Annotated in this window: 8 protein-coding genes; 3 read left to right on the forward strand and 5 right to left on the reverse strand. The window is 68.1% G+C overall.

Annotated features, from left to right (window positions below; all coding sequences use genetic code 11):
• Positions 1–33: 33 nt before the first annotated feature.
• From K254_RS0111575 to K254_RS0111585, 3 genes are read right to left on the reverse strand one after another with little or no spacing between them, the layout of a single operon-like run.
• Positions 34–4,920 (reverse strand): NAD-glutamate dehydrogenase, encoded by a 4,887-nt coding sequence (locus K254_RS0111575; protein ID WP_026555501.1) that lies wholly within the window; start codon positions 4,918–4,920, stop codon positions 34–36.
• 60 nt (positions 4,921–4,980) lie between these two features.
• Complete coding sequence (locus K254_RS0111580; RefSeq protein ID WP_155848517.1) at positions 4,981–6,354, reverse strand: AAA family ATPase; 1,374 nt, start codon at positions 6,352–6,354, stop codon at positions 4,981–4,983.
• A complete protein-coding gene (locus K254_RS0111585; protein WP_026555503.1) occupies positions 6,351–6,992 on the reverse strand; it encodes a hypothetical protein in 642 nt (213 codons plus the stop codon). Before K254_RS0111585 ends, K254_RS0111580 begins: the two co-directional genes overlap by 4 nt.
• 203 nt (positions 6,993–7,195) lie before the next feature.
• Here K254_RS0111585 and K254_RS22965 point away from each other — a divergent pair, with 203 nt between their 5' ends.
• Positions 7,196–7,465, forward strand: a complete 270-nt coding sequence (locus K254_RS22965) for a helix-turn-helix domain-containing protein (protein WP_051389080.1) — start codon at positions 7,196–7,198, stop codon at positions 7,463–7,465.
• A 27-nt stretch (positions 7,466–7,492) separates the two neighbouring features.
• Here the strand turns inward: K254_RS22965 and K254_RS22970 are convergent, their stop codons facing one another.
• Positions 7,493–8,065 (reverse strand): hypothetical protein, encoded by a 573-nt coding sequence (locus tag K254_RS22970; RefSeq protein WP_155848518.1) that lies wholly within the window; start codon positions 8,063–8,065, stop codon positions 7,493–7,495.
• A 252-nt stretch (positions 8,066–8,317) separates the two neighbouring features.
• Between K254_RS22970 and K254_RS22975 the strand changes: the two genes are divergently transcribed.
• Together K254_RS22975 and K254_RS26175 are read left to right on the forward strand one after the other, a co-directional pair.
• Positions 8,318–9,100, forward strand: coding sequence for a LysM peptidoglycan-binding domain-containing protein (locus tag K254_RS22975; protein WP_051389082.1), 783 nt, complete (start codon positions 8,318–8,320; stop codon positions 9,098–9,100).
• 109 nt (positions 9,101–9,209) lie between these two features.
• Entirely contained in the window at positions 9,210–9,755 is a 546-nt protein-coding gene (locus K254_RS26175; RefSeq protein ID WP_026555504.1) for an Rv3235 family protein, read from the forward strand.
• A gap of 75 nt (positions 9,756–9,830) precedes the next feature.
• On the opposite strand, the gene secA is transcribed toward K254_RS26175, so the two are convergent.
• Positions 9,831–12,605, reverse strand: coding sequence for a preprotein translocase subunit SecA (gene secA / locus K254_RS0111610; RefSeq protein ID WP_026555505.1), 2,775 nt, complete (start codon positions 12,603–12,605; stop codon positions 9,831–9,833).
• Positions 12,606–12,693: the final 88 nt, after the last annotated feature.

Genomic DNA, 12,693 nt, shown 5'->3' on the forward strand with positions numbered 1-12,693 from the left:
GCCCCGCCTCAGCGGGGCGGGCATCTGCACTGCTTAGCGGCGCACGATGGACCGCAGAAGCCTCAATGCTACCGACAACGACGCCATGTCGTCCTCTTCGAGGTTGTTGACCTCTTCGAACATCGTCCGGGCCCGTTCGAGCTGCTCGGCGTTCTGCGACTCCCAGGCCTCGATCCGCTCCGCGGCACTGCCGCCGGCCTCGGTGTTCGCCAGCACGCTGGCCGTCATGTCGGCAACCGTGGCATAGAGGTCGTCGCGCAGGGCCGCGCGGGCCAGCGACTGCCAGCGGTCGTTGCGCGGCAGGGCCGTGATGCGCTCGAGCAGGTTGTCGACGCCGTAGCGGGCGTACAGGGCGTAGTAGACGCTTGCCACTTCACCGACGGGTTCGTTGATGAGGGACGCGGTCTTGGCAACATCCAGCAGGGCGAAGGTCTCGAAGAGTTCGGCCCAGCGGCCGCCCAGCTCCTCGGGAACCTCCCACTGCTCCGCCTTGGCCCGCAGCGCCTGGACGCGCACCAGGTCCTCGCCCTGCAGGAGCCCACCCACGTGCTCGCCCATGCTGGCGACCACGGGCTTGAACTGGGCGACGACCTCGGCAATGCTGCGCTGCCCCGTACCCTGGGTCACCAGCCAGCGGACCGCGCGGTCCAGCAGCCGGCGCATGTCCAGGGCGATGGTGCACCAGTGCTCGGTCGGGAACGACGGCGGCAGGGCCGACAGGGCCTCGGACATGGAGTCCAGGTCGAAGATCTCCCGCAGGGCCACGAATGCCCGGGCGATGACGGCCTCGGTGGCCGAGGACTCCTCCATGGCACGGAAGGCGAACGTGATGCCGCCGAGGTTGATCATGTCATTGGCGACCACCGTGGCGATGATCTCCCGGCGCAGCGGGTGGGTGTCCAGTTCGGCGTCGAAGCGCTGGGCCAGCTGGGCCGGGAAGTACTTGCGCAGGGTGTCCGCAAACCACGGATCGTCGGCCAGGTCCGAATCGCGCAGGGCATTGGCCAGTTCGATCTTGGCGTAGGCCGCCAGCACCGACAGTTCCGGGGAGGTGAGGCCCTGGCCGCTGAGCAGGCGCGCATGCAGCGTGTCGGTGGTGGGCAATGCCTCCAGATCGCGCTTGAGATCGGCTCGGACCTCCAGCCAGTCCATGAACCGCTCGTAGCTGGGGCTCCACTCCACCACGCGCTGGCGGTCGTTGAGCAGCAGGATGTTCTGCTCCACATTGTCCGCCAGCACCAGGGCGCCCACTTCCTCGGTCATGTCGCCGAGGAACTGTGCCCGTTCGGCCGGGTCAAGCTTGCCGGCGGCCACCATGCGGTCCACGAAGATCTTGATGTTGACCTCGTGGTCGGAACAGTCCACGCCGGCGGAGTTGTCGATGGCGTCGGTGTTGAGGATGACGCCATGCAGGGCTGCCTCGATGCGGCCGCGCTGGGTCATGCCCAGGTTTCCGCCCTCGCCCACCACCTTGACACGCAGATCGCGGCCGTCCACGCGGATGCCATCGTTGGCCTTGTCGCCCACCTCGGCGTTCGTTTCGGTGCTGGCCTTGATGTAGGTGCCGATGCCGCCGTTGTAGAGCAGATCGGCCGGGGCCAGCAGGATGGCCCGCAGCAGTTCCGGCGGGCTCAGCTTCACGGTGCCCTCGGGGAGCCCCAGGGCCGCGCGGACGGGTTCGGTGATCGGGATGGACTTCACGGAGCGCGGGAAGACGCCGCCGCCTGCACTGATCAGCGAGGCGTCGTAGTCCTGCCAGGACGAACGCGGCAGCTCAAAGAGCCGGTGGCGCTCGGCGAAGGAGACTGCCGCATCCGGGTTGGGGTCCAGGAAGATGTCGCGGTGGTCGAAGGCCGCCACCAGGCGCACGTGCTCGGAAAGCAGCATGCCGTTGCCGAAGACATCGCCGGACATGTCTCCCACGCCGACAGCGGTGAATTCCTCGGTCTGGGTGTCGACGTCGAACTCGCTGAAGTGGCGCTTGACCGACTCCCAGGCGCCGCGGGCGGTGATGCCCATGGCCTTGTGGTCGTAGCCCACCGAGCCGCCGGAGGCAAAGGCGTCGCCGAGCCAGAAGCCGTATTCGGCGGAGATGGAGTTGGCGATGTCCGAGAAGGACGCGGTGCCCTTGTCGGCGGCCACCACCAGGTAGGAATCGTCGTCGTCGTGGCGGACGACGGCGGCCGGCGGCACCAGCAGCTCGCCCTCGGCCGAGGTGACCAGGTTGTCCGTGATGTCCAGCAGGCCGCGGATGAAGGTCTTGTAGCTCTCGATGCCCTCGGCCATCCAGGCCGCGCGGTCCACGGCCGGGTTCGGCAGCTTCTTGGCGAAGAAGCCACCCTTGGCGCCGGTCGGGACGATGACGGCGTTCTTCACCGTCTGCGCCTTGACCAGGCCCAGAATTTCAGTGCGGAAGTCCTCTCGGCGGTCGGACCAGCGCAGACCGCCGCGGGCCACCTTGCCGAAGCGCAGGTGCACGCCCTCGACGCGCGGCGAGTAGACCCAGATCTCGAACATCGGGCGCGGGAAGGGCAGCCCCTCGATGTCCGCCGGACTCAGCTTGACGGACAGGTAGTCCTTGAACTGGAAGAAGTTGGTGCGCAGCGACGCCTCGACCAGGTTGACGAGGGTGCGCAGCACGCGGTCCGCATCGAGGGTGGGGACCTGCTCGAGTCCGGCCGCCAGGCGGGCCCGGACATCGGCCGTCCGCACAGCGCGGGTCTCCCCATCAAGCGCCGGGTCGAAGCGGGCTTCGAAGAGCTCCACGAGGGCGCGGGTGACGTCGGCGTTTGCCAGCAGGGTGTCCGAGACGAAGCCGTAGGAGTTGGTGTTCCCCATCTGGCGCAGGTACTTGGCGTAGGAGCGCAGGATGACGATCTGGCGCCACTGCATCCCCTCCCGCAGCACCAGGCGGTCAAAGGCATCCGACTCGCTGGCGCCGGTGATGGCTGCGCCAAAGGCGGCCGTCAGCAGCGGTGCCGTGGCGATCGGGTCCACGCCGGCCGGGTACTTCAGACCCAAGTCATAGAGGAAGAAGTCGCGCTTGTCGGCGGTTTCAATCTCGAAGGGGCGCTCGTCCAGCACCTCGATGCCCAAGTTGTGGAAGAAGGGCAGGATCTGGCTCAGGCTCTTCGGGTGCGCCATGTAGAGCTTTACCCGCGCATCCTGGCCTTCGCCCGTGGGGGCGCTTTCGGAGCCGTCGGCGGCGGGGATGTAGACGTGCATGCCCGGAGCGCAGCGGGTGATGCCGGCGGTGGCGTCCACAGCGACGGCGGCCTTGTACGCGGCGTCGAAGTCCTCAAAGCGGTGGATGTCCTCCAGCGCCTCCTCGACCTCGAAGATCACCCGGTAGCTGGGCGGGAATGCCTCGGCCCACTTGGCCGCCAGCTTGTCCGCCTGCTCCATGCTGTGGTCCGCGCGCAGGACCTGGGCGATGCCCTCGGGCCAGGAGCGTGCGGCCATGACCAGGCGCTCCTCCAGCTCGGCTGCACTCACCGCTGTCGCATCGGAGCCCTTGGGCAGCCGGATGCGGAAGAAGAGGCGGGCCAGCGCGGATTCGCTCATCCTGGCTTCGAAGTCGATCGACACGGCCGCGAAGGTGCGGGTCAGCTCCTCCTCGATGCGGTGGCGGACGGCGGTGGTGTAGCGGTCTCGGGGGATGAAGACGAGGGCGGACATGAACCGGCCATACACATCCGGGCGCAGGAACAGGCGCGTGCGGCGGCGCTCCTGCAGGCGCAGAATGCCGTCTGCGGTGTCGATCAAATCCTGCACGTCGATCTGGAACAGCTCGTCGCGCGGGTAGGTCTCCAGCACGGCAAAGAGGTCCTTGCCGGAGTGCGAGTCCGGCGGGAACCCGAAGTGGCGCAGCACGGCGTCGATCTTTTCGCGCACGACGGGGATGTTGCGGACGGAGCCGGTGTAGACGGCCGAGGCGAACAGACCAATGAAGCGCTGCTCACCGTTGACATTGCCGGCGGCGTCGAAGGACTTGATGCCCACATAGTCCAGGTAGGCGGCGCGGTGGACGGTGGAGCGGGAGTTGGCCTTGGTGATGACCAGGGCGCTCTTCTCGCGCGCCTTGAGCCGCCCGGGCGTCGTCAGGTGCTGGATCTGGGCGTGGTTGGCGCCGTCGCGCAGCAGGCCAAGCCCGCTGCCCTCGCGGTTGACCAGCACGTCCTCGCCGTTTTCGCGGACCAGATCGTATTCGCGGTAGCCCAGGAAGGTGAAGTTGCCGGCGTCCATCCAGTGCAGCAGGTCTTCGGCCTCGCGCAGGTTGGTGATGGTTTCGCCGGAGAGTACATTGCCCAGCAGTTCGGCGCGGCTCAGCGCCTTCTCCCGCATGGCAGGCCAGTCTTCGACGGCGGCACGGACATCGCCGAGGATCTTGCAGAGCCCCTCGACCAGCGCCGCACCGGCATCGTCGCCGACGCGGTCGATCTCGACGGCGATCCAGGACTCCAGGTAGGTGGCGTTGTCCCCCGTGGCGACCAGATGGGAGATCGAGGGCATGGCGGCCGTGTCGCCGCTGGCGATGCCAACGTGGGCGGGGACTCGGGAGACCTTGACCAGCTGGTGGGTTTCACGGTTGCGGGTCACCACGAACATGGGGTGGATGACCAGGTGGATGGCCGCATTCTGGCGGACCAGTTCGGCGTTGACGGAGTCAACCAGAAAGGGCATGTCGTCGGTGGCAATGTACACCACGGAGCAGTCCTCTTCATTGAGGATCTCGACCTTGGCAAGACCTGCCGCGCGGTCGCCGGCCAGTTCAAGGTGGGCAGCGGCCCGGCCGTCCAGGACCTCCGGGCTGTAGACCGCGGCATCCTCGGCGGCCAGATGCTCGTAGTAGTCGGCTATGAATTGCTCCATAGCTGTGGGAGCCAGGGGGGAGTCAACAGTGTTGGAACCTGACGACATGTACAAACGCCTCCGTCATAAATGAAAAAAGACCGCCTCATTGCGGTCCCATCAACGAGCCTAGCCCTTATTCTTGGCCTTTGCTGTGGTCTTTGACACAGCGGTTCGGCGCGAACGCTGGACGGGTGCACAAACGACGCCGGCAATCGATTTGCGCAGTGCCGAATCGGGTGCCGCTTCAATGAGCAGCCTCCCGGAAAGCAGTGCCTTGTCCAGAACATCCCCATCCCAGGGCAGAAAATGTCCAATGGTCTGCTCCGGCCCAAACCGCTCCCATGCCGCCACCAGCGACCGCTCCCCCTGGCCGCCGAAGGCCGAGCGCCGCACCTTGTTCAGCAGCACCACCGTCTGGGCAGTGGTGCCGGCGGCCGCCAGATCGCCCACCGCGCGGATCAGGCGCGGAATCCCCACGGCATCGGCCGCGCCTACGGCAAAGATGGTGTCCGCGGCAGCCAGCACTGCCAGTGTGGCGCCGTTGCGGCGCGGCACCAGGGTGTCGTAGCTGAGCTCCTCATCGTTCTCCAGCGAGAACCCGCAGTCCACCACCGTCACCTGGGCAATCTCCCGGCAGACGGCAAGGACGCGCTCGACGGCGGCCGGCCGGAGTTCGGGCCAGCGGTCCGCCCGCGTCAGGCCGCTGAGCAGCCGGAGGCTGCCGCCGGCGAAGACCACCCGCTGGGCCACCTTTTCCAGCGTTGCCGCGGTGAGCGAGCCGGCATCGGCCAGCCGGCAGGCATGCGCCAGCGAGGCGGATTCATCCAGCAATCCCAAACTGGCCGCCACGCTGGCGCCGTAGCTGTCGGCGTCGACAAGCACCACGCTCCGCCCCGATGCGGCAAGCTCCGCCGCCATGTTCATGGCCACTGTGGTGCGCCCCGGCGCTCCCGTCGGGCCCCAGACGGCCACCACCGTGGGCCCGGAGCCCTCCGCCGCGGCCCGATGGCCGTCCTCGGCGGGGTCCTGGGCCAACGCCAGCGCGGCCGCCCGCCCGCCGTCGGCCGGGCCCGGATGGCCGACGGCGCCCACCGGGGCCTGCGCCGGCAAAGGCGCCGGACCGTGGGCATAGCCGCCGGGACTGGCATGGACCCCGGCCGCAGCCGCGGCACAGATCCGTGCAGCCAGAACCTCCGCGGGAGCCGCCGGACTGGCGACCACCACGCCAAGGCCACTCAGGCGCGCGACCTCCCCAGGCTCCTGGGCAAGAGCCACCACTGCCACACCGACGGCGGCGAGCCGGTCGACAAGGGTGGCTGTGAGCTCCTGGGTATCGGCGGCGATGACAGCGGCCCTGGCCAAACCGCTCTGGCAGGCTGCCAGCAGTTCGGAGAGGGCCGCGCAGCGCCGCACCACCGTCACCGGGCCATGCAGCCGTTCCAATCCTTCGACCAGGCCGGAGGGCCCATCGCCCACCGTGACCACCGCGACGCTGCTCACGGCGCACCCGCCGGGTTCCAGACCACTGCCACCTTCGCCTTGTTGGCCAGGGCGCCGATGAGCTTGGGCATCTGGGCCTGTGAGACGAGCACATGCAATTGGGTGGATTTGGTCGCCCCGAGGGCCGTGGAGCCGGGGGCCAGCTGGGCAACCTCGACACCGGGGAGCATCAACTGCGGTTCCGCGTAGCCATTCTTGGCATCGGGCAAGGCCACCCAGACGTCCACCCGGGAGCCAACCACCACTTCCTTGGGCAGTGCCTCATCGATGGACAGTGCTGCGGGTTTGCGGTCCAGGGCATCGACGCGGCCCACGCTCGAGCGGGACACGAGTTCACCGGCCGGCACCAGCCGCACGGCCACCTGGTGGTCCGGCAGTTCCTCGTCCGCGCTGAAGTATGATCCCTCCAGATCCCCCAGCCGGACCTTGACCTTCACCAGCGCGGCTTCGGTCAACGGTTGGCCCACGTTCAATCCGTCGCGTGCGGCATAGACCTCGGTGGTCTTGTCCGATCCGCCGACCAGGGCCACCACCGAGGCAACGGAAGCGGCCACCAAAAGGATCCCCACCAGCAGCCGGGGATCCTTCCATGATGGCTTCTTCAACCGCGCGGCGGCCGTCTCTGCACCAAGGCTCATGGGTCCTCCCCCGGAGTCAGCTCAGTGCGGCCGCCTCCTTGTGCGTCCGCGAACCCCAGTCTCAGACACGGCACGGCGGTTTGAAAAGAGGAGCCGGGGAATTGAACCCAAATTGTGGACAATCCGGCCATGCCCCGGCATGGCTCGACGGTTGGATTGTGCATAACGGGGTCAAACGTGGGCAAAGGTGGGAGAATGGCACCATGCCACGTTTCCTGACCCTTGCCGATGTTGCCGAACAGCTGCAGATTTCCGCTGCGGCCAGCTATGCCCTGGTCCGCAGCCGGGAGTTGGAGGCCATCCAAATCGGCGGCCGCGGGCAGTGGCGCGTGGAGGAATCCAAGTTCGAGGAATACATCAACCGCCGCTACGCCGCCACGGCCCGGCTCCTTGAGGGCGGGCAGGCCGGCCCCGGCGCGGAGGACGCACCCCAGGATGCGGCCACCCCGGCGGGACACAGCACCGAGCGCTAGGAACGTGCCGGCGCCCGCCGGCGGCTCCTATTCGGAACTCCAGAACTCCGAGCTGAGGCTCACCACCGCCCGAAGCGCGATGGTGGTGTGCCCGGCGAAATTGCCGTGCCGCCGCCCGGGCCCGTCCAGCGTTTGGGCCAGGACCAGGTAGTCGGCCCCCACCGAGTCCACCACGCCGCGCCGGATCCGCCCCGGCCCATCGTCCGCCACCGTGTCCAGCGCCACGGTGGCCACGACACGGTTGCGGGCCAACTCCCGCAGCACTGACGCAAGACTGTGGCGGACGGTGCCGGGCCGCTTTGCCGCGCGGTGGAGCTCGCCATCAACCGCCACGACGGCGGCAAGGGGAACCAGCACGGACCTGAGGTTGCAGGACAACAGCACCCAGTCGTCCGCCGCGCCGGAGACGGTGCCGCGCCAGTGGCTGCCGCCACGCAGGGTGAGGCCGATGTCTGCCCCCACTGCGCCGCGCAGCAGGTCCGCCATGCCCAGCAGCGCAAATTCGGCGCGCACCAGCTCGCCCACTTCGGCTTCCAGATCCAGAGCGGCCGCTGCGGCCAGCTGGCTGTCCATGTCCCCAAACAGTGCGTCCCATCGCATGGGCACACAGTAGGTGTCACCAACGCGCCGGTCAAGGAACCTGGCGGCACCCCACGGTCCCCGCCGGAGCAGCCTCTCCGCTGCCAGCGGCCAGAACCCATCCTCCACAGCACCCCGCCGCCTCTGGACAATGCCTTCAAGCGGGGTCAAACTGATTCAGAAATCATCAATTACCATCAAACGATGCTAAACGATGCCAAAAGCTCCAGAGCCATCGAGCGCCCGGCACCGTTGACAGTCCAAGGAGCCGAGATGGAACGACAGACCTCCGCCGATGCCGCAATGGCCGCAACGCTGCTCATCCTCGCCGGCGCCCTATCGTGGGCCGGCTTCACCTTGCTGGCACGCTGGTTGGCCCGCGGGGCCGGGGCCTCGTCCCTCGGTCTGGACGACGCCCTCGGCCTGATCGCCGCTGTGGCCGGGGCCGCCGCACTGCTGTGGTGGGTGGCCGGCGCGCTGGCAGCGCTGGCGTCGGCACTATTGGCCAGGCTCGGGCACCGCCGTCTCGCCACAACGGTTGGCCGCTGCAGCCCCGCCTTCATGCGGCGTTTGGCGGCCGCCGTCCTGGGGGCATCCCTGCTGGGCGCACCGCTGGCCCAGGCCGCTCCCGGCGCGGCACCGCTGACGGCTCCCTTGTCGGCGCCGTGGGTGGGGCCGGGGTCCGGGCACCTGCCGTCCCAGACCGTCGAACCGGTCGACCCGCTGTGGCGGCCGCGGGCGCCCGTGGCCTCGCCGGGGCAGCTGGCATCGGAGCCCAGCCGGTCCAACCTCCAGACGGAACCCGGCAACGGCTCCACGGCCGGCCCGGCGGACGGCTCCGATGGCAGCACCGGTGCCCGCCCAGGATCCGGCGCCACGGTGGTGGTGACAGCAGGGGATTCGCTGTGGACCATCGCCGCCCGGCATCTTGGCCCCCTCGCCAGCGATGCCGAGATCGCCCGGGCCTGGCCACAGTGGCACCAGGCCAACCGGGACGTCATCGGCGAGGATCCCAACCACATTCTTCCCGGCCAGGTGCTGGCCGCGCCGCGCTGAGCGGGCCGCGCCGGACACCGGGGCTCCAGCGAGCCAACCAGCTGCACAGCGCAGACCCCGCAAACCTCATCCGAACCCGCACCGATCCGCCCCACCGAAGGAGAAGAAGATGAATGCTTCCACAGCCCCCGCGGCCGCGGCCACCCCCATCCGGACCCGTCCCGCGCCAGTGGCCGACGGCGGCGGGCTCGCTCCCGTCCTCCCGCTGCCCCAGCGGCTCCGCCCCGCCACAGCGGCCCCCGGCGCACAGTACTCCTCAGTGGCCGCCGTCGTCCTCGATCCGGCACGGGCCGAGGCGGTGCTGGTGAGGGAGATGGCCAAAAAGATCGGCCAGGCCTCGGTGGAGGTCTTGGCCGGCACCCGCCCGATCCAGCAGCTGGCCCGGTGGCTCGATGCGCGCTCCTTTGATGCCCTGCTGGTGCGGGCCACCCTGGTCCAGGCAGCGCAGCGCGCCGCCGACGCCGCTGCCGCCCACAACAACGTCACAGTCCTGCACCACAATCCTCTGGTCCGCAGCGTGCACTGCTGCCCGGTGGCACCGGGCGTCTATGAATCCTCGCTGGTCATCGCCGAGCACCACCGGGCCCGGGCCGTGGCCATGCGGCTGGAACAGTTCAAGGGCGCCTGGAAGGTGACGGCTTTGGAGATCGGCTGAGCCCAGCCTTAAACACCTGCGGCCCCACCATTGCTGGTGGGGCCGCAGGCACGTCCGGGCGTCCGGGGCCGGGTGCTACCGGCGCTTCTTCTTGTTCTTGTTGGAGGTGGTGCGGCGGGCCGACGGCGGCAGGCCATCGGCCGAGCTGCGTCGTTCCACATGCGTCTCGGCGGCGCCGGAGGCATCCGGAGCCGTGAACTGCAGCTGGGCCGGCTTTTCCGGAGCCTCCAAACCGGGGGCCGTGAAGTGGACGGCGGGGGCGGGCTCGGCGTCCGCGCCGGAGCCGGCCACCCGGGCCAGCAGGGCCTCGGGCTGCTCGGCCACGAGGCCGACGGCTGCCGCAGCGGGCTGCTCCACCTGGACCTCGAGGTTGAACAGGAAGCCGACGCTCTCCTCGCGGATGCCACCCATCATGGCCTGGAACAGCTCAAAGCCCTCGCGCTGGTACTCCACCAGGGGGTCGCGCTGGGCCATGGCCCGCAGCCCGATGCCCTCCTTGAGGTAGTCCATCTCGTAGAGGTGTTCCTGCCACTTGCGGCCAATCACCGAGAGGACAACGCGGCGTTCGAGCTCGCGCATGGTGTCAGATCCCAGCGACTCCTCGCGGGCCTGGTAGGCCAGCCGCGCGTCGGACAGCAGCTCGGTCTTGAGGATTTCCGGGGTGACGCGGTCGATGCCGCCCACCTCGGCGGCGATTTCCTCGATGGTCACCGAGACCGGGAAGAGCGTGCGCAGATTGCTCCACAGCACCGCGTAGTCCCAGTCCTCGGAGTGGCCCTCGGCCGTGGCGGCCTCGATGGTCTCGTTGATGGTGTCCTCGAGGAAGTACTGCACCTTTTCGTGCAGATCGTCACCCTCGAGGATGTGGCGGCGGTCGCCGTAGATGGCCTCGCGCTGGCGGTTGAGGACATCGTCGTACTTGAGGACGTTCTTGCGCTGCTCGGCGTTGCGGCCCTCCACCTGGCCCTGCGCGGAGGCGATGGCCTTGGAAACAAGCTTGGATTCCAGAGCGACGTCGTCGGGCATGACCGAGCGGGACATCAGGCGTTCTGCGGCACCGGAGTTGAACAGGCGCATGAGATCGTCCGTGAGCGAGAGGTAGAAACGGGACTCGCCCGGGTCCCCCTGGCGGCCGGAGCGTCCACGCAGCTGGTTGTCGATGCGGCGGGATTCGTGGCGCTCGGTGCCCAGCACGTAGAGGCCGCCGGCGTCCAGCACGGCGTCGTGCTCGGCCTTGACGGCCTCCTTGGCGTCGCTGAAGGCCTCGGCCCAGGCGGCCTCGTACTCCTCCGGGGTCTCCTCCGGATCCAGGCCGCGGGCGGCCAGGGCGGTGACGGCGTTGAACTCGGCGTTGCCGCCGAGCATGATGTCGGTGCCTCGGCCGGCCATGTTGGTGGCCACCGTGACGGCGCCCCTGCGCCCGGCCTGGGCCACAATGGCGGCCTCGCGGGCGTGGTTCTTGGCGTTCAGAACCTCGTGCTTGATGCCCTTCTTTGCCAGCTGCTTGGAGAGGTATTCGCTCTTCTCCACGCTGGTGGTTCCCACCAGCACCGGCTGCCCGGTTTCGTGGCGGGCGGCGATGTCCTCCACCACGGCGGCGAACTTCACGATTTCGTTCTTGTAGACCAGGTCCGACTGGTCCACGCGCTGCATCGGCTTGTTCGTGGGGATCGGCACCACGCCCAGGGAGTAGGTGCCCATGAACTCGGCGGCCTCGGTCTCGGCCGTGCCGGTCATGCCGGCGAGCTTGCCGTAGAGGCGGAAGTAGTTCTGCAAGGTCACGGTGGCCAGCGTCTGGTTCTCCGCCTTGATTTCCACCCCTTCCTTGGCTTCGATGGCCTGGTGCATGCCCTCGTTGTAGCGGCGGCCGGCCAGGATGCGGCCGGTGTGCTCGTCAACAATGAGGACCTCGCCGTCGAGGATGACGTAGTCCTTGTCGCGCTTGAAGAGTTCCTTGGCCTTGATGGCATTGTTCAGGAAGCCGATCAGCGGGGTGTTGGCGGACTCGTACAGATTGGTGATGCCGAGGTAGTCCTCGACCTTTTCGATGCCAGGCTCCAGCACACCGACGGTGCGTTTCTTCTCGTCCACCTCGTAGTCGGTCTCGGGGTCAAGCCGCAGGACCACCTTGGCGAATTCGCCGTACCAGCGGTTGGCGTCGCCGGAGGCCGGGCCGGAGATGATCAGCGGCGTGCGGGCCTCATCGATGAGGATGGAGTCCACCTCATCGACGATGGCGAAGTTGTGGCCGCGCTGGACGAGCTCGTCCCGGCTCCAGGCCATGTTGTCCCGCAGGTAGTCGAAGCCGAATTCGTTGTTGGTGCCGTAGGTGATGTCCGCGGCGTACTGCTCGCGGCGCACGGTGGGATCCTGGTTGGAGAGGATGCAGCCGCTGGTCAGACCCAGGAAGCGGTAGACGCGCCCCATCAGATCCGACTGGTACTCGGCAAGGTAGTCGTTCACCGTGACAACGTGCACGCCGCCGCCGGTGAGCGCGTTCAGGTAGGCCGGCGCGGTGGCGACAAGCGTCTTGCCTTCACCGGTTTTCATTTCGGCGATGTTGCCCAGGTGCAGGGCGGCGCCGCCCATGAGCTGGACGCGGAAGTGGCGCATGCCCAGGGTTCGTGCAGATGCTTCGCGGACGGTGGCAAAAGCCTCCGGCAGCAGCTCTTCCAGGGTTTCGCCGTCGGCATGGCGGGCCTTGAGCCTGTCGGTTTCGGCCTTCAGATCGGCATCCGTGAAGGTTTTGAAGCTCTCCTCCAGCGAATCGATGGCATCGGCGTAGACGTTCAGACGCTTCAAGGTCTTGCGGTCACCGGTACGGAGGACTCGTTCAAGAAGTGATGGCACGGATCTAGCTCCCAATCTGTGGTTGCCTCAACTGGCGTGCTTAGTCTACGTGAGATAACTGGGACCCCAATGTATGGAACAGCCGTGT

Origin of the sequence: Arthrobacter sp. 35W, from assembly GCF_000482545.1 — a bacterium.
Lineage (GTDB): Bacteria > Actinomycetota > Actinomycetes > Actinomycetales > Micrococcaceae > Specibacter.

Bases quoted from the DNA above. Each gene is read 5' to 3' on its own strand.
- K254_RS0111575 (WP_026555501.1), bottom strand. From the start codon at position 4,920: ATGTCGTCAGGTTCCAACACTGTTGACTCCCCCCTGGCTCCCACAGCT.
- K254_RS22970 (WP_155848518.1), bottom strand. From the start codon at position 8,065: ATGCGATGGGACGCACTGTTTGGGGACATGGACAGCCAGCTGGCCGCA.
- K254_RS26175 (WP_026555504.1), top strand. From the start codon at position 9,210: ATGAATGCTTCCACAGCCCCCGCGGCCGCGGCCACCCCCATCCGGACC.
- K254_RS22965 (WP_051389080.1), top strand. From the start codon at position 7,196: ATGCCACGTTTCCTGACCCTTGCCGATGTTGCCGAACAGCTGCAGATT.
- K254_RS0111585 (WP_026555503.1), bottom strand. From the start codon at position 6,992: ATGAGCCTTGGTGCAGAGACGGCCGCCGCGCGGTTGAAGAAGCCATCA.
- K254_RS22975 (WP_051389082.1), top strand. From the start codon at position 8,318: ATGGAACGACAGACCTCCGCCGATGCCGCAATGGCCGCAACGCTGCTC.